This window comes from Acinetobacter uliginosus (assembly GCF_044130295.1).
Lineage (GTDB): Bacteria > Pseudomonadota > Gammaproteobacteria > Pseudomonadales > Moraxellaceae > Acinetobacter.
Genome location: NZ_JBIQOC010000001.1, coordinates 18,279 through 42,161 on the forward strand (window position 1 = coordinate 18,279; position 23,883 = coordinate 42,161).

Consider the following 23,883-nt stretch of genomic DNA (forward strand, 5'->3'; position numbering starts at 1 on the left):
TTTGATTAAAAATTTACATAAATGACTAAAAAAGTAGCTGGTCAAGCTTTTTCATTTCAAAGCACGACTTAAGTCTAATGAAGAAAAAAACGGCATTGTGAACACTTTGTAAGCAAAAAATGATTTTGAGTAATTAAAATAAAGTTAATTAAAACAATAATTTAAAATTTTGAAACATAAATATAATAAGACTTTGATCTACATATTTTTTAAATAAATACTGGGAATTAATCGAGAATATTGGATTAATTTTTTAACTCAATCTAATCTGTGTTCATCTTAACGAAGCGCTCTAAATCTGAACAAATAATATGAGTGTGATTTTAGCCTTCGCTTGATGAAATCCTAATATTATTACAGGAAAATATCATGACTACATACCAAACAGCGATTGATGCAATCCGCGAATTAAAAGCGAAATTCGGCAACACTTGGGCAGACATCAGTGCTGAAGACGCTGCACGTATGCAAATGCAAAACCGTTTCAAAACTGGTTTAGACATTGCTAAATATACAGCTGCGATTATGCGTCGTGATATGGCTGCTTATGATGCTGACTCTAGCAAATATACTCAATCATTAGGTTGCTGGCACGGTTTCATCGCACAACAAAAAATGATTGCGAACAAAAAATACTTCGGTACGACTGAACGCCGTTATATCTACCTTTCTGGCTGGATGGTTGCAGCTCTTCGTTCAGAATTCGGTCCACTTCCTGACCAATCTATGCACGAAAAAACTTCTGTTCCTGCATTGATCGAAGAAATCTATACATTCTTGCGTCAAGCTGATGCGAAAGAATTAAACGATTTGTTCCGCGCACTTAAAAAAGCTCAAGATGCTGGTGACACTGCTAAAGCTGCTGAAATCACTGCTCAAATCGACGGTTTCCAAACTCACGTTGTGCCAATTATTGCGGACATCGATGCTGGTTTCGGTAACGAAGAAGCGACTTACTTACTTGCTAAGAAAATGATCGAAGCGGGTGCTTGTGCACTACAAATCGAAAACCAGGTTTCTGATGCTAAACAATGTGGTCACCAAGCTGGTAAAGTAACAGTTCCACACGAAGACTTCATCGCGAAAATCCACGCACTTCGCTATGCATTCTTAGAAATGGGTCTTGACGACGGTATCATCGTTGCACGTACTGACTCTGAAGGCGCTGACTTGACTCAAAAAATCCCAGTGGTTAAAGAGCCAGGCGACATCGCTTCTCAATACATCAGCTACTTAGACACAACTGAAATTGACATTTCAGAAGCGCAAGAAGACGAAATCCTGATCAAACGTGATGGTAAACTTCACCGTCCTAAACGTTTAGCATCTGGTTTGTACCAGTTCCGCGAAGGCACTCAAATCGACCGCGTTGTACTTGACTGTGTAACTAGCCTACAAAACGGTGCTGACCTGCTTTGGATCGAAACTGCAACTCCAAACGTTGACGAAATCGCTCACATGGTGAACCGTGTTAAAGAAGTTGTTCCAAATGCGAAACTTGTTTATAACAACTCACCATCGTTCAACTGGACTTTAAACTTCCGTCAACAAGCTTACGACCGTTGGGTTGCTGAAGGTAAAGACGTTTCTGCTTACGACCGTGCTAAATTAATGAGCGCTGAGTACGATGCTACTGAATTAGCTGCTGAAGCTGACGAAAAAGTTCGTACATTCCAGGCAGATGCTTCTCGTGAAGCAGGTGTGTTCCACCACTTGATCACACTTCCGACTTACCACACAGCTGCTCTTTCTACTCACGAGCTTGCTCAAGGTTACTTCGGTTCTGAAGGTATGTTGGCTTATGTTGCTGGCGTACAACGTAAAGAAATCCGCGGTACCATCGCTTGTGTGAAACACCAAGCAATGGCGGGTTCTGACATCGGTGACGACCACAAAGAAATCTTCGCTGGTGACAATGCCCTTAAAGCTGGTGATGACTCTAAAAACACTATGAACCAATTCTCTGCTCACTAAGCACTGAACTGATTCAAAAAACCCGGCGCAAGCCGGGTTTTTTTATGTCTTAAAGAAAGTTTAGATTGAGATATAAAAAAAGCACCTGATAAAAGGTGCTTTTTGAAAATTGATAAAGATGAAAGCCGTAAAATGATTACTTGATTAAAATAATCAGCCAGACAAAGAAGATGATGCCAAGGGCTACAAACTGTGCAGCACTGCCCATGTCTTTGGCATTTTTTGAAAGTGGATGTTTGTCTAGGGAAATACGATCGACCACTGCTTCAATCGCTGAATTCAATAATTCCACAATCAAAGCCAGTAAGCAGACAGCAACCATGAGCGCTTGTTCAACCGCGCTCACATCAAGAAAAAAACTGCCCGGAATGAGTATGACATTGATCAGGACGATTTGACGAAAAGCGGCTTCATGGATAAATGCAGATTTAAAACCAGCAAGAGAATACTGGGTTGCATTCAATACACGCTTAACACCGGTTTTACCTTTAAAGGGGGAATAAGAGTTCATTGCACTTAAATATTCAATAATTTGCACCATCATATTTGGTTTTGCTTAAGCAAAAATTAATTACATTAACTTAATTAAAATATTGAAATGCAATAGTAAAAAATATGTCCTAAGCTTGCTTTAAAAGCCGTGGTAATTTAATAAAGAAAATTCCTTCACATTTTCTCCTTATTTAAGGCAAAGTCTTATTTTTCTGTTAAATATGATTGGCTTTTATAGTTTTGTCATTGATGATCAAGATCAGATCAATCATTTTAGTTATTCAATGATCGAGTTGAATTTTTTATCCCTTAGCACTTAAGTGACCAGGATATATGCTGTCTAGATTTTTTATTCATCGACCGATTTTTGCAGGTGTTTTAGCCATTATCCTGATGGCTTTTGGGGTTTTTGCAACGCTGAATTTACCGGTAGAGCGCTTTCCTGACATCGCCCCGCCACGGATTAGCGTCAGTGCCAGCTACAATGGTGCTTCAGCAGAAACGGTGGAAGAAAGTGTCACCCAGGTGCTGGAACAGCAAATAAAAGGCATTGATCATTTGCTGTATTTTAGTTCCAGCAGTGATTCATCCGGGCGCAGTCGCATTAACATCAGTTTTGAAAATGGCACTGATCCCGATACTGCACAAGTCCAGGTACAAAATGCAATTAATGGCGTGCTGAACCGTTTACCGGATGAAGTGCAACGTCAGGGAGTGAATGTATTCAAGTCACTGGGTGACACGCACATGGTCATTGGCCTATATGATGCTTCGGGAAAAAGTGACAGCATTGCCTTATCCGACTACATGCAGACCCACCTGGAAGAAGATCTGGCACGTATAGATGGTGTGGGGGAGGTTGATGTCTTTGGTTCGCAATATGCCATGCGCATCTGGCTAAACCCGTTAAAATTAAAACAATACAATTTAATGCCGAGTGATATCCGCGCCGCTATTGAAGCGCAAAATACCCAGGTTGCAGCAGGGGCGGTGGGTGATTTACCGACAGTAGCAGACCAGTATTTAAATGCCAAAGTCACTTCTGGTTCACGTTTAAAAACGGTGCCGGAATTTGAAAATATCATTGTCAAATCTGCGCGTGATGGCAGCTTTATTTATTTAAAAGATGTCGCCCGGGTTGAACTGGGTGCAGAAAATTATCAATCCATGAACACCATTAACGGCTTTTCTTCTGCCGGGATGGGGATTTCGCTGGCTTCAGGTGCCAATGCCTTGGCGACTTCAGCCCTGATTCAGGCTGAAGTGGACCAGATTTCAAAGCAGCTTCCTGAAGGCTATAAGCTGGTTTATCCGCGTGACAACACGCCATTTGTAAAAGAATCCATCAAGGAAGTGGTGAAAACCCTGGTGGAAGCCGTGTTGCTGGTGATTGTGGTAATGTTCCTGTTTTTGCAAAACTGGCGCGCAACCCTGATTCCTGCGGTTACTGTACCTGTAGTATTGCTGGGTACGATGGCAGTCTTGTATGTACTCGGATTGAGTATTAATACGTTGACCTTGTTTGCTTTGGTTCTGGCCATCGGCTTGCTGGTAGATGATGCCATTGTGGTGGTGGAAAATATTGAGCGGCTGATGCATGAGAAAAATTTGACGGCTCAAGAAGCATCACTTGAATCCATGCAGGAAATTAGCGGGGCATTGGTAGGTATTACCTTGGTACTCACAGCCGTGTTTATTCCCATGGCATTTTTTGGCGGTTCCACGGGTGTGATTTATCGCCAGTTTTCCATTACCCTGGTTGTTGCCATGGCTTTATCGCTGGCTGTTGCCCTGATTTTAACTCCAGCTTTATGTGCCCTGATTTTAAAGCCGAATCCACAGCCTGCCCGATGGGCGGTCTGGTTTAACCAAAAACTGGATGGCTTAAAACATGGTTATTTAAAATTATCCAATCTTAGCCTGCAGCATAAGGCAATTTGCCTCGTCATTTTTGCGGCACTGATCAGTGTTTTTGCGCTGTTCTATCGGGCTTTACCGACCAGTTTTATTCCCAGTGAAGATCAGGGCATTTTAAACGTGCAGTTTAAACTGGCAGATGGCGCGCCGATGTCGAAAAGTTCCGAAATTGGGGAGCAAATCAGACAGTATTTCCTGAAAAATGAAAAAGATAATGTCAATCTGGTGATGGTTCGTTATGGCCGTAATATGGCCGGAACGGGACAAAACTTAGGTCAGGGTTTTATTGCCTTAAAGCCTTGGGATGAACGCTCCGGCAAAGAAAATTCGGCTCAAGCCATTCGTGAGCGCGCCTTAAAGCATTTTAAAAACAATCCGAATGCACAAATTAATGTGACGATGCCCGCTTCAGTCAGTGGTTTAGGCCAAACTGACGGGCTGGATTTCTGGATTCGTGACATCAATGGCCAAGGTCGTGCCTATCTGGATAGCCAGTTAAAGCAATTGCAGCAGCAGGCAAAACAATACAGCAGTTTTGAAAATCTGGACAAGCGTTCAAATCCAGATAAAGCAGGCTTAAAGGTGAATATTGACCAGAAACTGGCGATGGCCAATGGTCTGTCGCAAGCAGCCATTAACAGTACCCTGGCAAGCGCCTGGGGCGGCAGCTATATCAATGATTTTATTGATCGTGGCCGGATTAAACGGGTGATGATGCAGGGCGATGCGGAATTTCGTTCCAAACCTGAAGACCTGCAATACTGGTATGTGCGCAATGACTTGAACCAGATGGTGTCCTTTAGCAATTTTGCCACGGTCAGCTGGAGTGGCGGGCCGGATGTGGTGAACCGTTATATGGGCTACACTGCATTGCAAATGGAAGCAGATACCGCCAAAGATGTCAGCTCGGGCGTGGCAATGCGTGATGTTGAACAGCTAGTTGCACAGCACCCGGGGATAGACGTGGCGTGGAGCGGTTTGTCCTATGAAGAAAAACGCTCGAGTAATCAGGCTATATTGCTGTATATATTGTCGATTGGCTTTATTTTTCTGTGTTTGGCTGCACTGTACGAAAGCTGGTCTATCCCTACGGCAGTATTAACTGCCATTCCTTTGGGGATTAGCGGCAATATCCTGTTCAGTTATTTTGCCGGTTTTCCAAATGACATTTATTTCCAGATTGCCTTACTCACCACCATTGGCCTGTCCTGTAAAAATGCCATTTTAATTGTCGAGTTTGCCGCACTTGCCGAGCAGCAAGGCCGCAGTGTGATTGAGGCTGCACTGGAAGGGGCCAGTCTGCGTTTACGCCCGATTCTGATGACTTCTCTGGCCTTTGGTGCAGGGGTAATTCCGCTGGTATTTGCCTTTGGTGCGGGTGCTGTCAGCCGTCAGGAAATTGGGGTGAGTGTGTTGGGTGGGGTAATTTTTGCCACCGTTTTGGTGCTGATTTTTATTCCCTTTATGTATGTGCTGATTCGTACGCTGTTGAAAACCAAACCGAAAACATAATCTGATTAGTTCTATCCTTCAATATTCCTTTAGCGAAAAGAGAATATTGAAGGATTTTCTTATTATATAAGACTGTTCAATAGTTAAGATATCTTTGTAAATGTCTCAGTCAAATTAGGCTGAGGTAGCTTGATTTCAGCCGGCTTTCACTACATTAATCATATCGATACACAGCATGTAGAAAAGACATGATGTAATCTCGATTATTTAGATCATTATTTTTTTGGAATGTGGCAATGCCAGAGCAACAACAAAAAAAATTGAGCCAACAGGAAGTCGTACGTTTGGAACGCGATTTAGCCAAGTTCGCGAATATGATGGATTCGGTGGTACGGATTCCATTCACCAAACAAGGTGTCGGGGCAGATGCTGCCTTAAGTACCATTCCTGTGGCTGGCGATGTTGCCGGTTTTGCATTGACCTGTTATGCCATCTATAAGGCCAAGCAAATTGGTGTACCGCAAAACAAGCTGACTCCAGTGCTGAGATTGGCCATGATGGATGCTGTGGTTGGTTTTATCTCTGTAGCGGGAACGATTTTTGACGTTTTTATTCGTCCTAGTCGCAAAGCCTTAACCATTGTTCATGATCATATTCGTGAGGAATATCAGATTCGCAGTGAGTCACATGTCACCCATCCCTTTTTGCATGAACGTCTGGAACAGAAGCAGCAGTCTTCTGCATTTTGGCGTAACCCTGTCGTGGCCTGGGTCTGGCTGCACCTTCCTGACTTATTGGGTGTTATTGTTATCATTTTATTGGCTATTGCCATGTGGCTGGGATTGAGCTGGTTATGGCAATGGTGGCAAACACTGAATATTTAAGGTTATGCAAGATCAATCAATTGATGATTTTCTCTCGATATCGTGTGTATGAGTGGTGTGCATAATTGATTTCAATGACCGTCTATTAGCGGATTTAGCCACAAAAAAGCCTCCATCGTGGAGGCTTTTTATATCCCGTCTATCTAAACAGATTCAGTCTAAACAGATTATGGGCAATTTAACTGTTGTAATGCAGCTACACGTTGTTCAATACTAGGGTGGGTCTGGAACAAGGCAGCCAAGCTGAAACCTTGTTCTTTGCCTTCTGCAATAGAGAAAGCTTTCATTTCTTTCGGCATTTGATCTGGCAATTCTGATTCTGCCTGTAAACGCAGTAAGGCGGAAATCATCGCCTGTTTACCGGCTAAACGTGCACCCGCTTCATCGGCACGGTATTCACGGTGACGCGAGAACCACATGACGATGGCTGAGGCCAGAATACCAAACACGATATCCAGTACCATGGTAATGGCAAAATAAGCCAGGCCTGGTGCTTCGCCATCTTCACGACCAAATACATTACGGTCAATAAAGTCACCGACCACACGTGCAAAGAACATGACAAAGGCGTTGACTACACCTTGAATCAGGGCAAGCGTGACCATATCACCATTGGCAACGTGACCAATTTCGTGCGCAAGCACCGCACGAAGTTCGTCTTTATTCATGCGTTCGAGCAAGCCTGTTGAAACGGCAACCAATGCATCGTTTTTATTCCAGCCTGTAGCGAAAGCATTCGACTGATAAGATGGGAAAATACCCACTTCTGGCATGTTAATGCCGGCACGTTGCGATAATTGCGCAATTTCTTGTAATAACCATGCTTCAGCCTGGTTACGAGGCGCATTGGGGTCAATTAACTCTGTCCCGGTAGATTTTTTTGCCATCCATTTCGACATAAACAACGAAATGAGAGAGCCAACCATACCAAAGACAAAACAGATCACTAGTAGGTTGCCTAGATTTAAGCCACCCGCGCCATGGTAACTACCGACACCGAAGAGTGACAAGATAATGCCAGCTACTACCAGTACCGCGAGGTTGGTTAGCAAGAACAAACCAATCCGCATCATTGAGAAAATCCTCTTATAATAAAAAAATAATCTGATTTATAAATCAAAAATCATCTTTCTAAATATGAGGTGTAAGTCTTAAAAATTCAAGGAAAAATTAAGAAAACTCGATAATGGCGCAGTTTCTAAAACAATTTAATTGTCAACAATTGAAATTCTTGCGGAAGCTGTCGCATGTGCCGTGGCATACGAGCCGGGGGCATCGGTGAAACTGCCATCGGATGCCATGATAATTTGACGTTGTGAACTATAACGACGGGCTGCATGTGATGAAGCGGATTTATCATTGTCGGACTGGGCAACAATTTTGCCGCTATCGGAAGCAGATTTTGTTGAGTTGGAACTATGCCTCAAGCCATTGGCATATAAGTTGCTGAAACGGCTGCTCACACGTCTGACATAGTCCTGGGTTTCTCTGAAAGGTGGAATGCCGCCGTATTTGGCGACATTGCCTTCACCTGCATTGTAACTAGCCAGAACCAGTGAGGTATTGCCGTTAAAGCGTTTCATTAACCAGGATAAATATTTTGCTCCACCCATAATATTTTGATAGGGATCAAAGGCATTTGAAACATTAAAACGTCTTGCCGTCGCAGGCATAAGCTGCATCAGGCCTTGGGCACCGACAGGTGAGCGCGCATTGACATTAAAGCCTGATTCAGTATGCATGACTGCTTTAATCAGACCTTCAGATATGCCATGTTGAGACGCGGCCTGTTTAATAATGGAATCGAAAGCATTTTTATTGCGGCTATAACTCGGCAGTACCGAAGCTTCGGATGAACCCCAGTTACTATAACTATGGATATTGCTGTCTGGGTAATACGTTTTTTTCTCGACTTTAAGATGGTTGTAACGATTTTTCTTATTGGTGAGCAAGGTCGTACCATTCGAATCTTTTAATTGATAAATGGTCTGGCCGGCATGACTGGTCGTTGCAACAGATTGAACTGCTACACACCCCAAAAAATAAAGTCCAATTTTTACAAAGTTATTTTTCATTTTTATAAATAGAAAACATGTGTTCCAAACAGTACAAGTGGAGTTTAACAAAAAAAAACAAGATGGAAAGTATTACTCCATTAATTTTACCAATAGTTTGTAAAAATCAAGTACCGTTTGTTGAGATAGTAATCAAAAAAAATATTAATTTTTTTTTAACCAGGATAACTTGACACATATAAATAATTGATTTTAATTAATATTTAAATTGATCAAAAAATGATCAATTTAAATAGAAGCCTTAAATAACAGGTCTGACACCTTGTCAAGTGTTTTAAAATCCACAAAGTTATCCACAGGTTTTGTGGACAACTGTGGAAAAGTACAAATGGCAAGCATTGTGGCTAAAAACTGAACTCGTCAGGTCAAAATAAACCTGAGAGTTTTAGATGAAAAGGGTAGTAATAAACAATTTGCAGAAATTACATTCTTTTGGTGCGTGTTCAGACTGAATCGGATAAAATTGCGCGGTATTTTTATTTATGGGTAAATCTCGTCTATGTACTCGCCAGTTGAGTCCGAACAAGGATTTAATTTCAAACCAGAACTGCCCACTAGTTCGGCATATTACCGTTTGTTGAAAAAGCTTCGCCGTCAAGTCGGTCATGCCATTCGTGATTTTAAAATGATCGAAGATGGCGACAAGGTAATGGTCTGTATTTCTGGGGGTAAAGACAGTTATACCTTGCTGGATATTTTGTTGCAGTTTAAACGGATTGCACCGATCAATTTTGATGTGGTGGCTGTGAACCTGGACCAAAAGCAGCCCGGTTTTCCGGAAGATGTCTTGCCGCGTTATTTAGAGGAAAATAAAATTCCTTATTATATTCTGGAAAAAGACACGTACAGCATTACCAAAAAACTGACGCCTGAAGGCAAAACCTACTGTGCAGTGTGTTCACGTTTACGTCGTGGTTCATTGTATGGCTTCGCGCAGGAAATTGGCGCGACCAAAGTCGCTTTAGGTCATCACCGTGATGACATTATGGCCACGTTCTTCCTGAACCTGTTTCATGGCGGTAGCCTGAAGGCCATGCCACCGAAACTGCTGTCATCCGACAAGAAAAATATCCTGATTCGTCCACTGGCTTATGTGGAAGAAAAAGACATCATCAAATATGCAGAAATGCGCCAGTTCCCGATTATTCCGTGTAACCTGTGCGGTTCACAGGAAAACTTACAGCGTGCCATGATTAATGACATGCTGCGTGAATGGGATAAACAGTATCCAAAACGCTTGCACAGTATTTTTGGTGCCATGCAGAATGTATCGCCTTCGCAATTGGCCGACCGTGAACTGTTTGACTTTGAAGCTTTAGACGCACAGCGTGAAATTGATTTTACGGGCAGCTGTTCAACGGAAGAAGAAGGGCAAAGCAAACGGATCAACATGGTCAACCTGGGTTTTGCAGCAGACTAAGATGAGATTCTAGACACCAATTTTAGGGTTGGTGTCTATTTTATATAACTTTATATATCTGATTTATCTAATAAATGTATTAAAAACATAAAAATTGAACGCATCGTACAAAAAACGTTAAGCAGAAAACAGTTTTACATGCTATAACAAGCTTCAAGCAAAATAGCTTCACAAAGATGTTGTCTGGATAGGCGACACAAATGAACAAATAAATTGAGGAAAGATCATGCCTGCCTTTTTAACTGATGATTGGTTTTCAACTGTAGAAACATTAACTGCGCAAGCGGGTGATTTGAACTTGCCACCGGCACTTGCAAATTTAGCAATCAACCTGGTGGTGTCTGATGCTCAGGGTAATACAGAATTATCTCTGGATGGTGGGGTAATCAAAAAAGGTCTATCCTCAAATGCGAAAACCACGTTGAACATGGATGGTGAAACTTTGCGTAAAGTGTTCCTGGAATTCGATATGGCTGCTGCAATGCAGGCATTCATGACCGGTAAAATCAAGGTTCAAGGCGATATGTCACAATTGATGGCTTTACAGACAGCCAAGCCAAGCCAAGAGCAAAAAGATTTATTCAAAAAAGTACTTGAGCAAACAGCTTAAGGTTTTTTTCTTAAGAACAATCGCTTAAGTCATTTTAAGCAAAAAAAAGCTTACCCTGGGGTAAGCTTTTTCGTATCTGGAGAATATTAAGAGAGATTAAATATTCACTAGCTCTGAAGTTTTAATATGCTCTAAATAGGCACGAATACGGGTGACATACTGTACCGCTTGGCGGTAACGGCCATTGCTGGCCTTGTTACGCTCTAGATAACTATACAGGTTAACCCAGTTGTTCGGATTTTTACCTTGGGCACGAATACGCTTTTGAATCTGATCGACTGCACCCGGTCCCATATTATAAGCCACCAGCGCATACCAGTTACGGTCTGGGAAAGGAACATCTGAAAATCGAGTTAACATCTGGTCGTAATATTTCGCGCCACCTTCAATACTTTGGGTCGGATCGGTTCGGTTACTGACCCCCATGGCTTTGGCTGTGCTGTTGGTCAGCATCATTAAACCGCGAACACCGGTAGGGGAAACAGAATTCGGTTTTAAATACGATTCCTGATAGCCGATTGCTGCCAGTAAATGCCAATCTAAATCATATTTAGCGGCGGTATTTTTAAAGCTGGCTTTATAAATCGGCATACGTTGATTTAAATCACGCTGGATACTATCCCATGAATGTTCTTGCACCACATTTTGATTATAGAACGATGCCAACTGGCGAATTGCACCCGACTGTTTGCCCTGACAGACAAAGCCACTTGCAGTTTGGGCAAGTGGATCATTTGCATGTTTAAAGACCCAGTTCAGGCTGGTATTTAGACCATTCTGTTGCAGGCTGCTTATATCGCCACAGGTTGCTGAAAAAGAAGTCAGGCGCTTTTGTTCAATTTCACTGAGATTGGCAGTGGTCATGGCAAAGTTGGCTTTACCTTGCGAAACCCATTTCAGTGCCGTAGCGTTATCAGGTACGGTTTTAAACACCAGTTTGACATTTAAGCTGTTGGCATAGTTACGCGCCAGGTCATAACCGAAACCATGCTGGTGCGAACCATCTTTAAAAATAGTCGTAGGATTTTCTACCGAAACGACGGTGAGCTGTTTGCCATTGACCACAGCATCGTACTGGAATGATTTACTTGCATTGATACTATGGAACGGAAATAACACTGTGCTAAATGCAAGAATTTTTAACGAGAGAGAAGAAGTTAAAGGTTTAAGGCAAAGCCTCGCCCCAGAAGTTGAACTACTGTGCATGTTGTCTCCGCTACAAGTAATTTATGCCCTAAAAGCAAAGGCAAACAGGCCTCAGACTTTTACAAGTTTGATAAATTCAATAAGGGTTGGGCAGTCATGACGTCATTCAAAATGACATAGGATTAAAAGGAGAATCATGTAGAATTTCTACATAGATTAAAAAGCAAGCAAACTAAAAACATGGGCGCATAATAAGGCTGAAAAATATACTTGTCAAATTTTGTACGAAAATTTTTGGAAAAATGTAGCATAACAAATTAATTTTATTGAAGAATTAATTTTATAAACTTTAGTTGTGTGTAAATACGGGATAGAATAGCCGATTCTTGTAAGTAAAATGTAAACATAACTGCAAAAATCATCATGAAATCTAACTTAATTACACGTGCTGGACATGACAAATTAGTCGCAGAATTACAACACTTGTGGCACGAAGAACGACCGGAAATTACCCGGAAAGTGAACTGGGCAGCCAGTCTCGGCGATCGATCGGAAAACGCTGATTACCAATACAACAAGCAAATTTTACGCAAGATTGACCGCCGTGTCCGTTATCTGGGTAAACGCCTGGAAGAGCTGCGCATCATTGATTTTTCCCCGGAGCAAGAAGGCAAAGTATATTTTGGTGCCTGGGTGGATATTGAAAATGATGAGGGTGAGAAAAAAACCTTGCGTATTGTCGGGGTAGATGAAATTTATGATCATCATCCACAGCATATTTCCATTGATTCACCTATGGCACGAGCGTTACTAGGCAAGCAGATCGATGATGAAGTTGAGGTACTGACACCATCAGGTAAAAAACTGTGGTACGTGAATGAAATTCGTTATGAAAAGCCTGAAAATTCAGCAAATTAATGCATTTTGTTTTTATTTTAAGCGGTTGACAAGAAAAACATGGAAAAGTATTTGCCAAGATAGAATTTTATTTATATTATAGCCGCCATTGGAAGCGTGGCAGAGCGGTTTAATGCACCGGTCTTGAAAACCGACGAGGGTGTGAGTCCTCCGTGAGTTCGAATCTCACCGCTTCCGCCAAATATCTAAATAAGCCCTTGTTTTTATAAGGGCTTATTTTTTATCTGTAATTTTACCCCTCAACCTACCCCACATCAAAATTTGGATTGAATTGGCTTCATTAAGTTGTATTCGGAAGATAAAGGAATACAGTTTAAAAAACGCTGTCTAAAGCAAACTATATTTATAATGTTACTACAAGGGGAATTGGGCCGTTTAAGATGGCATGATTTAAATCGTGTGTACTTAAAGACTGGCGTACGGATTGTTCTCGCATAATATTCTCGCTTTATAAACGGGGGCAGTATATCGATATGTCTTTACTGGATGTACAAGTTGCCACGTTGGCCAATCAGGGTATGAACTATTTAAGCACTGGAATTTCGCCAAAACGGATGGGCAATAGTCATCGCAATATTGTGCCATATCAAACCTTTAAGGCCAAAGATAAGGAATTTATTATTGCCTATTGTAATGACAAAAAATTTAAAGATCTATGTCTTGCGATTGGACTTCCTGAATTATTGCAAGAAGTGAAATTCCAGCATAATCAGGATCGGGTCAAGCATCGTGATGAGCTGATTGCCTTACTGTCTGAATATTTCCTTGGTAAAAATGCTAAAGATTGGGTTGATGCCATTCACGCCATGAAAGTGCCGGTGGGGGTGATCAATTCAGTGGAAGATGCCTTGGCTGAACCGCAAATTCAGCATCGAGACATGGTGGTGAACATTCCACATGCCTTGAATGAAAATTTCAAAGTGATTGCTTCGCCAATCAAACTTTCAGATACGCCGGTAGAATATCGCAATGCACCACCGCAGTTGGGTGAACATACCAGGCAGATTCTGTCACGTCTTAAAACGGCAGATGAGCTGCATGCCTTAAAATTGCAAGGCATTATTGATGGAGAGGTAGCTTAAGCAGCATTCTTGTGATGCATATTGGTTTTGCCTCTGTTTGACCGGAATGTTAAAGCATTCGGTCCTTTTTTCTGCCAGGAAAGATGACATCCATTTTATGCATCACGGTGTTTGTGAAATTATCCAATGCAAGAAAGCGATACCTACAAGGTGCTTGGTCAGATGCCGTGCTAAGCGTTATCATAATCAGCATAAGATCATTGGATTGCATTATGAAAATTGTCGCAGATGAAAATCTGGCATTTACTGAATATTTCTTTGCCGATTTTGGAGAAATTCAGCAGGTTGCAGGACGAACCTTAACCCATGCGGATGTGAAAGATGCAGAAGCGTTACTGGTGCGTTCTGTGACCCAAGTCAATGCCGGGCTGGTTCAGGACACAAGATTAAAATTTGTCGGCAGTGCGACCATTGGCACCGATCATCTGGATATAGTTGCTTTAGAACAATGCAACATTGCCTGGTCGAATGCTGCAGGCTGTAATGCGCAGGCCGTTGCGGAATATGTGATTACCGCTTTACTGCATTTAAAACCTGAACTGATCGATGCCAATGACAGCTTTACTTTGGGTATTATCGGTCTGGGCAATGTCGGTTCACGTCTAGCTATTATGGCCAAATTTCTGGGCTGGAAGGTGATTGGTCATGATCCCTTCGTACAGCGTGAACAAATTGAGCAAGTAGATTTAAATACCCTATTAAAAACAGCCGATGCGATTTCCACCCATGTGCCTTTAACCAAAACAGGCAATCATCCAACTTACCATCTCATCAACGCTGAAGCTTTAGCACAGATGAAGCCTGCAGCGATTTTAATTAATTCGGCACGTGGCCCAGTAATAGAAGAATCGGCTTTAATTGTCGATATTCAACAGAACCAGCGTCCAGTAGTTCTCGATGTATTTGAACATGAACCTGAAATATCAGAACAGCTGTTAAATTTAATTCGTTTGGTTACACCGCATATTGCCGGGTATAGCTTGGAAGGAAAGGCACGTGGTACACAAATGATCTACGATGCATTCTGCAGTACCTTTCATTACCCAGCGACAAAGCAATTTGAAACGCAATTGCCTGTCTGTGAACCATATTTTAAAGAGCGTGATTTAAAGGCTGTGTTAAAGCAATATTTAACCCAAATCTATGATATTGCCCGTGATGATGCCAACTTAAGGGCCTGCCTGAAAGATGGCAAGGTTGAGCAAAAAGCCTTTGATTATTTGCGTAAAACCTATCCCTTGCGCCGTGAATGGGCAGCACATGGAGGCCCGAAGGCATGAGTCAATCTATTGCTTATCAGCCGACTTGTGACTTAAAGGCCATGCAGGCACGTGCCAAAATGTATGCACAGATCCGCCAGTTTTTTGCCGGACGGGATGTACTGGAAGTTGAAACGCCAGTCTTGTCGCAGGCCGGAGTGACCGATGTACATCTGGCCTCTATACAGGCACAGCGTCATTTACAAGGTAAATTACACACCCACTATTTGCAAACCTCGCCCGAATTTGCCATGAAACGCTTGCTGGCCAGTGGCAGTGGTCCAATCTATCAAATCTGCAAAGTCTTTCGTGATGATGAACATGGGCGTAAACACAATAGCGAGTTCACCATGCTGGAGTGGTATCGTCCCGGATTTAGCTTGAAAGATTTGATGTTTGAAGTAACCGATTTGCTCAATGTGACTTTAAAACAGCGTTTTGGTGATGTTCGTCCAACGATCCTCAGCTATAAACACGCTTTTATGGATCGTCTGAATATCAATCCATTGCAAGCCAGTTTAAAAGAGCTGAAAGACTGCTGTAACCGGGTCGGCTTGAATCTGGACCTAGGTGATGATCGCCTGGGTTATATCGATTTGCTTTTTTCGCACTTTGTCGAACCGAGCCTGGGTTTTGATACGCCAGTATTTTTAACCGATTTTCCCGCTGAACTGGCCTCCTTGGCCAAAACCCGAATCGATGAGGATGGGGAACTGGTGGCTGCCCGCTTCGAGCTGTATATCGAAGGTCTGGAATTGGCCAATGCTTATGATGAATTGATTGATGCCGATGTACTGCGTTCCCGCTTTGAAGCAGATAATGCCGAACGTGCAAAACTGGGCTTACATGTCATGCCGATTGATGAATATCTGCTTGCTGCATTGCCGCACATGACAGAGTGTTCCGGTATTGCTTTAGGCATTGACCGGTTATTGATGGTCGCTACAGAGCAAATGAAACTTGAAAAAGTAGTTACTTTTCCGGCGGATATTTCCTGATTTCAGCTATTGCTCATATTTGTTGATCAGCCAAAATTCGTCCTGACTCCCTTGGTGAAAATGGAGAAGTTCCTTTTTGGGAAAAGAGGGATTTAGGGAGATTGTTAAAGATTTAAAAGCCCCACTCGGGGCTTTTTATTTATGCAATTTCAGCATATTGATGCTTAAGTTCAGCAAGTGCTTCGATTCGTTTTTGAATCAACATCTCACCAATTTCTTGACCTTTCACATCGGCAGGTAAGTCTTGCGCTTTAATATTGCGGACCACTTCCATTGCCTTAAGTATATAAGCAGCCTGAGGATACTCACGATCTTCTAGCCCTAAACGACCACGGGAGTCGCATTCACAGGCCTGTATAAACGCCTCCACTCGTTCAGGGCGACGTAACACATCCAGACGTTGCAACAAACGCCATAAAGTACCCGGTTTCAGGCTTAAGGCCTGATGGCATTTTAAATGTTCTTTACAGACTGCAATGGCCAGCTGTTTGGTATTGGTTGGGACTTTCAGACGGTCACAGAGTTCAGTCACCGGTTTGACCCCGCGTTCTTCGTGCATGATATGGCGCGGTAATTCATTTGCTGGTGTCAAGGCCTTGCCCAAGTCGTGAACCAGCACTGCGAAGCGGACATCTAAAGAATAGTCGGCTTTACAGGCCTGTTGTAATGACATCATGGTATGAATGCCACTGTCAATTTCCGGATGATATTCAGGGCGCTGTGGAATACCGTATAAAGCATCCAGCTCCGGGAACAGGACTTTTAACGCACCACAGGTACGTAAAACGGTAAAATATTCATCGGCATAATCTTCCATCAGCGCACGGGAAGTTTCTTTCCAGACACGTTCCTTAATTAGCGCATTGAGTTCACCTGATTCCACCAATTGTTTCATTAAGGTGAGGGTTTCTTCTGCCACGCTAAAGCCTAAACTTTTATAACGTGCAGCAAAGCGCGCAATGCGCAGAACACGTAGCGGATCTTCAACAAAGGCATCGGATACATGGCGTAAAATGCGTTGTTCCAAGTCCTGCTGACCCGCATAAGGATCATAAATATTGCCTTCGTTATCCATGGCCATGGCATTGATGGTCAGGTCACGACGAATCAGATCATCTTCAAGACTAACGCTCGGATCGGTATAAAATTCAAAGCCATGATAGCCACGACCTGATTTACGTTCAGTGCGTGCCAGTGCATATTCTTCTTTTGTTTCTGGATGTAAAAAAACAGGGAAATCCTTACCCACAGGCTGATAGCCCTGAGCAAGAAGTTGTTCCGGTGTTGCACCGACCACAACATAATCTTTCTCGTGATAGGGGTGCCCGAGCAAGTGATCTCGAACCGCACCGCCTACTAAATAAACTTGCATGAAAAAACCTCTATTCTTCAAGCAATCATGCTACAGAATAGAGGTTTTCTCAAGTCACAAAATGTGATCTAGCTGACTAAATCAAAGTGCTAATTTTTCATTTTCCTGAATTTCAGCAACGGTTAATGCAGTCATGTTCACCAAGCGACGTGTAGTCGTAGTTGGTGTCAGGATGTGGACAGGTTTAGATACACCTAACAGGATAGGACCAATGGTAACGTTATTCCCTGAAGTCGATTTCAACAGGTTAAACGAAATGTTGGCTGCATCCAGGTTTGGCATAATCAGCAAGTTTGCAGAACCTTTGAAACGTGAGTTCGGGAAAGCAAAGTGACGGATGTTTTCGTCAAGTGCCGCATCACCGTGCATTTCACCTTCAACTTCCAGTTCAGGCGCAGTTTCAGACAAGATGTCATACACTTTACGCATTTTTTGCGCGCTTAAGTCATCTTGGTCGCTACCGAAGCTTGAGTGAGAAAGAAGTGCGATACGTGGTGTTACACCAAAACGACGTACTTCTTCAGCAGCCAAAATGGTCATTTCAGCAAGCTGTTCAGCTGTCGGGTTACGGTTAATGTATGTATCCGCGATGAACAGGTTACGGTCTTCAAGCATTAATGCATTGAGCGTAAAGAATGTGTTATGACCTTCTTTCTTACCAATGATGTTGCTTACGAAGTCCAGATGAATGTCATAACTTGAGTAGGTACCACACAGCATACCATCTGCAAGACCGTGTTTCACCAGCATAGATGCAATTAAGGTAGAACGGCGACGTGCTTCACGTTGCGCATACTCAGGTGTCACACCTTTACGTTGCATGATGCTGTAGTAGTCATCAGCAAACATTTCGTAATGTGGGTTCTTTTCTTGATCGATAATGGTGATGTTCACTCCATCTTCAAGACGTAGACCTAATTTCTTGATATTTGCTTCAATCACTGCAGGGCGACCGACAAGGATTGGTTTAGCCAGACCTTCATCGACTGCAATTTGTACTGCACGAAGTACACGCAGGTCTTCACCTTCAGCATAGGCAATACGCTTAGGATCAGTTTTCGCCTGGGCGAAAATTGGTTTCATCATGAATGCAGAGTTGTAAACAAACTCAGACAGACGTTGACGGTAAGCAGAGAAGTCCTGAATCGGGCGAGTGGCTACGCCAGAGTCCATCGCTGCCTGTGCAATTGCCGGGGCAATTTCAAGAATCAAACGCTGATCGAGTGGACGCGGAATTAAATAGTCACGGCCAAATGATGCTGATTTTTCACCATACGATGCTGCATCTGCTTCAACATGTGCCATGCGCGCAATGGCATGTACACAGGCAATCTTCATTTCTTCATTGATGGTGGTTGCGCCAACGTCAAGCGCGCCACGGAAGATATACGGGAAGCACAGTGCATTATTTACCTGGTTTGGATAGTCTGAACGACCAGTTGCCATGATCACGTCATCACGAACTTCATGTGCATGTTCAGGCAGAATTTCTGGATCCGGGTTTGCCAAGGCAAAGATAATCGGATTTGCAGCCATGGTTTTCACCATTTCTTTGGTGAGAATACCGGCAGCTGACAGACCCAGGAACATATCAGCACCTTCAAGTACTTCACCGAGCTGAGTAGCGGTGATGTCTTGTACGTATGCTTTTTTAGATTCATCCAGACCTTCACGCTGAGTGGTTAATAGACCACGTGAATCGGCAACGATAATATTCTCTTTCTTAGCACCCAGGGCACAAAGAAGATTTAAGCAAGACAGTGCTGCTGCACCTGCACCTGAAGCGACAATCTTGATTTCTTCAATTTTTTTGCCGTTGAATTGCAATGCATTCAGAAGAGCTGCACCCACAATAATAGAGGTACCGTGCTGGTCATCGTGGAACACAGGAATGTTCATGCGTTCACGAAGTTTTTGCTCGATATAGAAACATTCTGGTGCCTTGATATCCTCAAGGTTAATCCCACCAAAAGTAGGTTCTAGCGCGGCCACGATGTCGACAATTTTGTCAGGGTCGTTTTCATCAATTTCAATATCGAATACATCGACACCGGCAAATTTTTTGAACAGTACGCCTTTACCTTCCATTACCGGTTTAGATGCCAAAGGACCGATATTTCCTAAACCCAGTACTGCAGTACCATTACTCACCACTGCTACAAGGTTACCGCGTGCAGTATAAAGGGCAGCAGTTGAAGGGTCACGTTCAATCTCAAGACATGGTGCAGCAACACCTGGTGAGTAGGCAAGCGCTAAGTCACGTTGATTGACCAGTTGCTTGCTAGGCGTGACGCTGATTTTTCCTGGTGTTGGGAATTCGTGATAATACAATGCCTGTTGTTTTAAAGATTGATCTTCCATCTGTATCTCGTTTGTTACTGGAGTAATTCAGCAAAGCTGCTGGTTTTCTGCTTGGTTGCATCGAATATAACATTTGTTGCGACCTTATCACAGTCGCGTATGTGTCTTTTTCAGGCAAAGTTGGGGGATGAAAGGTTGACTTATATCAAGAAGGTATAAGTCGATGTTGTTCTAGGTATGTGGTGGCTTCTTTTTCAGGAAGAGGCTTGGAAAAAAAGAAACCTTGAGCAATATCGCATTCCAGATCTTGCAGGTACTGTAGCTGTTGCTTGGTTTCAATACCTTCTGCAACCACCATCATTCCCATGGCTTTGCCCATGGCGATCATAGCACTGACAATTGCTTCCTGCTTATTTTTTCCGATTTTAGATATAAAACTGCGATCTATTTTAAGTATATCAATCGGGAAATCGGCAAGATAAGACAGGGACGAGTAGCCTGTGCCAAAATCATCGAGCGAGATATGAATTTTCCGTTTTTTAATTTCATTCAACAGGTTTTTCACCGTGACTGAATTTTCCAGTAACGATGATTCGGTAATTTCAAGTTCCAGGCTGGAACCACAAATGTTATAGGTCTGGATGGCATGATCCAGATCTTCCAGCAATTGTCCGCGTTGTAATTGCTGGGCCACCACATTGACGGATATGCAAATATTGTCAAACCCGATATTGTTCCAGTAGCGGATCTGTTTGGCTGTTTGTTGAATCACAATCCGGCCAATATCCGAGATCAGGCTGGTTTGTTCTGCCAAGGGAATAAACAGGTTGGGTGGAATAATGCCCTTGCTTGGATGATTCCAGCGCACCAGTGCTTCAAAACCGTAAATATTCTGATCACTGAAATTTATTTTCGGCTGATAGTAAACAATGAGCTCGTTATTATTGATGGCATGGCGCAAATCGCGTTCCAGATAAATGCCTTGTTCAAGTAAAGCGCTACTGTTATTGGAGTAGAAACGACAGGCATTGCCGCCTAGGTTTTTTGCTTCAGTCAAGGCCTGCTCAGCGCAATTATTCAGATAATCCAGCTGACGTCCATTTTCCGGATAGAATGCAACGCCCATGGACAGGGTGATAATATGGTCCTGATCGAAAATGTTAAAGGGTAAGGAAAAAGCTTTACTTATACGTTCACAATGATGTTGAATTGACGGGTGAGTAGGTGAAATCTCATACACAATTGCAAAATCATCGCCATTCAGATGCGCTACAAATAATGCTTCGGTATTGGTCAGTCGCAGTCTTTGTGCAACTTGGCGTAACAGTTCGTCACCACCACTATTACTTAAAAATTCATTTAAAGGCCTGAAACGATCGATATTTAAACGAATAACGGCCAGCTGTTTAATGGAATCTTTTTGACTAATTAAATATTGATGTAACTGGTAGTTGTAATAAAAACGGTTCGGCAAATCGGTTAAAGGATCGTAATTTTCTAAATAAGACAACCGTTGTTCTTGCAGTTTACGTTCAGTTAAATCGGAGACGATACCGATATAGTGAGTGACACGGTTCTGCTCATCGCTAATGGCATTAATGCGCATCCAGATGGTTGCTTCTTCACCTGAAAGGAATGTTTCCTGCAGTTCACCATCAAACTCACCGATTTTTCCCAGCTGCTGAAGAATCGAGTAGTGGCTGTTTCTTTGTTGTGACTGATAATTTTCCGTAATATCAAATAAATTTTTGCCAATAATATGTCGGTGAGTAAAACCGGTGAGTTGTTCATAAAATGGATTGACATCAATGTAGCATAGCTTATCATCGAGAATAAAAATGCCTTCAGTTGCTTGCTGAAGTACACTGGCAGCTAATTTTAAGCGTTCCTGATCGGTACGTTCCTGATGAATGTCACGACGGATACCCACCATGCGCAGGGGCTTTTTATTGACCGGATCACGAGCAATGACCCGACCAATATCATGGACCCATTTCCACTTGCCATTGCTGTTCTGAATTCGATAGCTGGCTTCATAAAGTGGTGACTGACCACGTAAATGTTGTTTCATTGCATGCTTGAACTGCTCAATATCATCCAGATGAATAATATTTTGCAGTTGATGATGATGCAGTTTAGAGGGCTTCAGGGTTTTTTGCTGTTTTGCGTCCGTCACCAGAATTTCACGATCTTTGATATTCCAGTCCCAGGGGCGTAGTCCGGCAATTTCATGTGCCAAAACCAGATTCTGTTGCTGATTTTCCAGATCAGCATTCATTTTGGCAATATCAACAGTTCGTTCTTTAACTTTTTGCTCCAGCAGCTGATTGTTTAATTGTAATTGCAGCTCTATATCTTTTGATTTATTAATTTCAGCTTGTAACTGTTTGCATAATTCATCGGTCCATAAAACCTGTTGTTTGGTATTTTTAACTAAACGGTTGTTTTTTGAGTACAGTACAGAAATACGCTGATGAATACGCGATGTGATATTGGCGCATAATAAAATGACAATCAGTGCAAAATTAATGGTGAGATGGAATAAAGGATCTGATGTTTCTGTGCTGATAAATTGTGAAGCCAGATAAGGAAAAATAGCAGGTATAAATGCCAGACAGAAATAAGTTAAGCGCTGGGTTAAAAAGGTCAGGGCAAATGCCTGACTCACAATCAGTAATAATGCTGACAAAATTAAGGCATGAACATGACTAAAGGCAGGGTTGTATTGAGGTAAATAGTAGTAAACCAGGCCCATACCTAAGGCAATACAGCTACCAATCACTAAACTTTGAATTTGTAGCCAACGATGCGCATGAGCTAAGGCAAATTGGTCGGGTTTAAAATAAACACTGTTAATTAGCAAACACAGGCAACACAAGAGTTCGGTGCCTATAAACCAAAAATTGAAATAAAAAGAAGGTTTTATAAAATAAAATTGGTAAATGCCATAAACATATGCCGATACAATCACAATACTGACTATAAAGAAGCGGCTAAGTCGAATTGTATTGCTAATTTGTGCAGCATTCACATGCTGTTTAATATACTCGTCTTGAAGATCTGACATACAGGCAAAAACCTTAATTATTATTTTGCAATAAATTTACTTTCTAAATATTGATTGAGTTAAAAAAATAAACTGTATTTTAAATATACATTTGTATCTTTAATTCAAGAGTAATAATGTTGTTGAAAAAAATCAATCACATCACAAGTTATTCATCCAAATTTTGATGAACTATACAGTTAAGTTATAATTTAAAATAGATAAAGCAACAATCGGCGCCGTTTCTGTTCGTAATACACGATTGCCGATGCACCAGTTTATAAAGCCTGCTTGGTTGGATAATTGTATTTCCGTTTCACTTAGACCACCTTCAGGTCCAATTAATAGCGCAATGTCTTGTGTCGCATTTTCCAGCACATTCACTTGATCTTTATTCGGAGCAAGCACCAGTTTTGTGGTCGGGAGTTCTGTCTCTAACCAGTCTTGTAAAGATACAGGTGCTAACACTTCAGGAACTTTGTTCATGCCGCATTGCTCACAAGCAGCGATGGCAATGCCTTGCCAGTGATCTATTTTCTTTTGGTCACGATCATATTTAAGGCGCATTTCACAGCGTTCAGAAGTCAGCAACTGGATTTTGGATACGCCAAGTTCTGTGGCTTTTTGAATGACATAATCCATTCGATCCCCTTTACTCATTACCTGTCCAAGCAAGGTACTAAAAGCTGGAGTACGGTCATCAGGATTGAAGGAATCGACAGAAACATGGGCTGATTTTTTTGCGACTTCAATAAGCGTAACTTCATATTCACCACCCCGTCCATTGAACAAGGTGGCTTTTTCACCGACTTGTGCACGTAATACTTTGACCCAGTGATGAAAAACCGTTTCAGTTAATTCAGCATTCATATCCACTGCTAAGTCAGCTTCAATATAAAAACGTGGCATTTAAGTATTACTCACAAATCAGATATAA

General features: G+C 42.2%; 16 protein-coding genes, 1 tRNA gene and 1 pseudogene. 10 read left to right on the forward strand and 8 right to left on the reverse strand.

Annotation, left to right across the window (positions count from 1 at the left end; translation table 11 throughout):
• Positions 1 to 369 precede the first annotated feature (369 nt).
• Entirely contained in the window at positions 370 to 1,974 is a 1,605-nt protein-coding gene (locus tag ACE01T_RS00110; protein ID WP_086196262.1) for an isocitrate lyase, read from the forward strand.
• Positions 1,975 to 2,110: 136 nt separating this feature from the next.
• Here ACE01T_RS00110 and ACE01T_RS00115 read toward each other — a convergent pair whose 3' ends face one another.
• Positions 2,111 to 2,485 carry a diacylglycerol kinase gene (locus ACE01T_RS00115; protein ID WP_300042888.1) on the reverse strand — a complete coding sequence of 125 codons (375 nt, stop codon included), beginning with the start codon at positions 2,483 to 2,485 and terminating at the stop codon, positions 2,111 to 2,113.
• A gap of 314 nt (positions 2,486 to 2,799) precedes the next feature.
• On the opposite strand from ACE01T_RS00115, the gene ACE01T_RS00120 reads away from it, so the two are divergent.
• On the forward strand, positions 2,800 to 5,895 hold the full coding sequence (locus tag ACE01T_RS00120; protein ID WP_395518516.1) for a multidrug efflux RND transporter permease subunit: 3,096 nt from the start codon (positions 2,800 to 2,802) through the stop codon (positions 5,893 to 5,895).
• 236 nt (positions 5,896 to 6,131) lie between these two features.
• Positions 6,132 to 6,719 (forward strand): DUF4112 domain-containing protein, encoded by a 588-nt coding sequence (locus ACE01T_RS00125; RefSeq protein ID WP_395518518.1) that lies wholly within the window; start codon positions 6,132 to 6,134, stop codon positions 6,717 to 6,719.
• Between the two features lie 167 nt (positions 6,720 to 6,886).
• On the opposite strand, the gene htpX is transcribed toward ACE01T_RS00125, so the two are convergent.
• Complete coding sequence (htpX, locus tag ACE01T_RS00130; RefSeq protein WP_086196259.1) at positions 6,887 to 7,792, reverse strand: protease HtpX; 906 nt, start codon at positions 7,790 to 7,792, stop codon at positions 6,887 to 6,889.
• 135 nt (positions 7,793 to 7,927) lie between these two features.
• Entirely contained in the window at positions 7,928 to 8,794 is an 867-nt protein-coding gene (locus ACE01T_RS00135; protein ID WP_395518519.1) for a lytic transglycosylase domain-containing protein, read from the reverse strand.
• Between the two features lie 499 nt (positions 8,795 to 9,293).
• Here ACE01T_RS00135 and ttcA point away from each other — a divergent pair, with 499 nt between their 5' ends.
• Together ttcA and ACE01T_RS00145 are read left to right on the forward strand one after the other, a co-directional pair.
• A complete protein-coding gene (gene ttcA / locus ACE01T_RS00140) occupies positions 9,294 to 10,214 on the forward strand; it encodes a tRNA 2-thiocytidine(32) synthetase TtcA (protein WP_395518520.1) in 921 nt (306 codons plus the stop codon).
• Between the two features lie 226 nt (positions 10,215 to 10,440).
• Positions 10,441 to 10,824 (forward strand): SCP2 sterol-binding domain-containing protein, encoded by a 384-nt coding sequence (locus ACE01T_RS00145; protein WP_092818690.1) that lies wholly within the window; start codon positions 10,441 to 10,443, stop codon positions 10,822 to 10,824.
• A 96-nt stretch (positions 10,825 to 10,920) separates the two neighbouring features.
• Here ACE01T_RS00145 and ACE01T_RS00150 read toward each other — a convergent pair whose 3' ends face one another.
• Positions 10,921 to 12,030: an MltF family protein gene (locus tag ACE01T_RS00150; RefSeq protein WP_395518521.1), complete on the reverse strand. Its 1,110-nt coding sequence runs from the start codon at positions 12,028 to 12,030 to the stop codon at positions 10,921 to 10,923.
• Positions 12,031 to 12,393: 363 nt separating this feature from the next.
• Between ACE01T_RS00150 and greB the strand changes: the two genes are divergently transcribed.
• The 5 genes and pseudogenes from greB to epmA all read left to right on the forward strand — a co-directional run bounded on the left by greB (position 12,394) and on the right by epmA (position 16,227).
• On the forward strand, positions 12,394 to 12,888 hold the full coding sequence (greB, locus tag ACE01T_RS00155) for a transcription elongation factor GreB (RefSeq protein WP_395518523.1): 495 nt from the start codon (positions 12,394 to 12,396) through the stop codon (positions 12,886 to 12,888).
• A 90-nt stretch (positions 12,889 to 12,978) separates the two neighbouring features.
• Positions 12,979 to 13,068 (forward strand) — tRNA-Ser (locus ACE01T_RS00160).
• A gap of 275 nt (positions 13,069 to 13,343) precedes the next feature.
• Positions 13,344 to 13,970: pseudogene (locus ACE01T_RS00165) on the forward strand (CaiB/BaiF CoA transferase family protein); the annotation flags it as partial.
• A 212-nt stretch (positions 13,971 to 14,182) separates the two neighbouring features.
• On the forward strand, positions 14,183 to 15,250 hold the full coding sequence (locus ACE01T_RS00170) for a 4-phosphoerythronate dehydrogenase (protein ID WP_180081888.1): 1,068 nt from the start codon (positions 14,183 to 14,185) through the stop codon (positions 15,248 to 15,250).
• Entirely contained in the window at positions 15,247 to 16,227 is a 981-nt protein-coding gene (gene epmA / locus ACE01T_RS00175) for an EF-P lysine aminoacylase EpmA (RefSeq protein ID WP_180174892.1), read from the forward strand. Before ACE01T_RS00170 ends, epmA begins: the two co-directional genes overlap by 4 nt.
• A 139-nt stretch (positions 16,228 to 16,366) precedes the next feature.
• Here epmA and ACE01T_RS00180 read toward each other — a convergent pair whose 3' ends face one another.
• The 4 genes from ACE01T_RS00180 to ACE01T_RS00195 form a co-directional block, all read right to left on the reverse strand.
• Positions 16,367 to 17,599 carry a multifunctional CCA addition/repair protein gene (locus ACE01T_RS00180; RefSeq protein ID WP_180081892.1) on the reverse strand — a complete coding sequence of 411 codons (1,233 nt, stop codon included), beginning with the start codon at positions 17,597 to 17,599 and terminating at the stop codon, positions 16,367 to 16,369.
• A gap of 81 nt (positions 17,600 to 17,680) precedes the next feature.
• Complete coding sequence (locus ACE01T_RS00185) at positions 17,681 to 19,960, reverse strand: NADP-dependent malic enzyme (protein WP_086196232.1); 2,280 nt, start codon at positions 19,958 to 19,960, stop codon at positions 17,681 to 17,683.
• A gap of 145 nt (positions 19,961 to 20,105) precedes the next feature.
• The gene (locus tag ACE01T_RS00190; RefSeq protein ID WP_395518525.1) at positions 20,106 to 22,967 is read right to left on the reverse strand and encodes a bifunctional diguanylate cyclase/phosphodiesterase; all 2,862 of its coding nucleotides are present in this window, start codon (positions 22,965 to 22,967) and stop codon (positions 20,106 to 20,108) included.
• 171 nt (positions 22,968 to 23,138) lie between these two features.
• Complete coding sequence (locus tag ACE01T_RS00195; RefSeq protein WP_180174893.1) at positions 23,139 to 23,855, reverse strand: 16S rRNA (uracil(1498)-N(3))-methyltransferase; 717 nt, start codon at positions 23,853 to 23,855, stop codon at positions 23,139 to 23,141.
• Positions 23,856 to 23,883: the final 28 nt, after the last annotated feature.

Bases quoted from the DNA above. Each gene is read 5' to 3' on its own strand.
- ACE01T_RS00135 (WP_395518519.1), bottom strand. From the start codon at position 8,794: ATGAAAAATAACTTTGTAAAAATTGGACTTTATTTTTTGGGGTGTGTA.
- ACE01T_RS00185 (WP_086196232.1), bottom strand. From the start codon at position 19,960: ATGGAAGATCAATCTTTAAAACAACAGGCATTGTATTATCACGAATTC.
- ACE01T_RS00190 (WP_395518525.1), bottom strand. From the start codon at position 22,967: ATGTCAGATCTTCAAGACGAGTATATTAAACAGCATGTGAATGCTGCA.
- ACE01T_RS00115 (WP_300042888.1), bottom strand. From the start codon at position 2,485: ATGAACTCTTATTCCCCCTTTAAAGGTAAAACCGGTGTTAAGCGTGTA.
- ACE01T_RS00180 (WP_180081892.1), bottom strand. From the start codon at position 17,599: ATGCAAGTTTATTTAGTAGGCGGTGCGGTTCGAGATCACTTGCTCGGG.
- ACE01T_RS00195 (WP_180174893.1), bottom strand. From the start codon at position 23,855: ATGCCACGTTTTTATATTGAAGCTGACTTAGCAGTGGATATGAATGCT.
- greB (WP_395518523.1), top strand. From the start codon at position 12,394: ATGAAATCTAACTTAATTACACGTGCTGGACATGACAAATTAGTCGCA.
- ACE01T_RS00125 (WP_395518518.1), top strand. From the start codon at position 6,132: ATGCCAGAGCAACAACAAAAAAAATTGAGCCAACAGGAAGTCGTACGT.
- ACE01T_RS00145 (WP_092818690.1), top strand. From the start codon at position 10,441: ATGCCTGCCTTTTTAACTGATGATTGGTTTTCAACTGTAGAAACATTA.
- ACE01T_RS00150 (WP_395518521.1), bottom strand. From the start codon at position 12,030: ATGCACAGTAGTTCAACTTCTGGGGCGAGGCTTTGCCTTAAACCTTTA.
- epmA (WP_180174892.1), top strand. From the start codon at position 15,247: ATGAGTCAATCTATTGCTTATCAGCCGACTTGTGACTTAAAGGCCATG.
- ACE01T_RS00110 (WP_086196262.1), top strand. From the start codon at position 370: ATGACTACATACCAAACAGCGATTGATGCAATCCGCGAATTAAAAGCG.
- htpX (WP_086196259.1), bottom strand. From the start codon at position 7,792: ATGATGCGGATTGGTTTGTTCTTGCTAACCAACCTCGCGGTACTGGTA.
- ACE01T_RS00120 (WP_395518516.1), top strand. From the start codon at position 2,800: ATGCTGTCTAGATTTTTTATTCATCGACCGATTTTTGCAGGTGTTTTA.
- ACE01T_RS00170 (WP_180081888.1), top strand. From the start codon at position 14,183: ATGAAAATTGTCGCAGATGAAAATCTGGCATTTACTGAATATTTCTTT.
- ttcA (WP_395518520.1), top strand. From the start codon at position 9,294: ATGTACTCGCCAGTTGAGTCCGAACAAGGATTTAATTTCAAACCAGAA.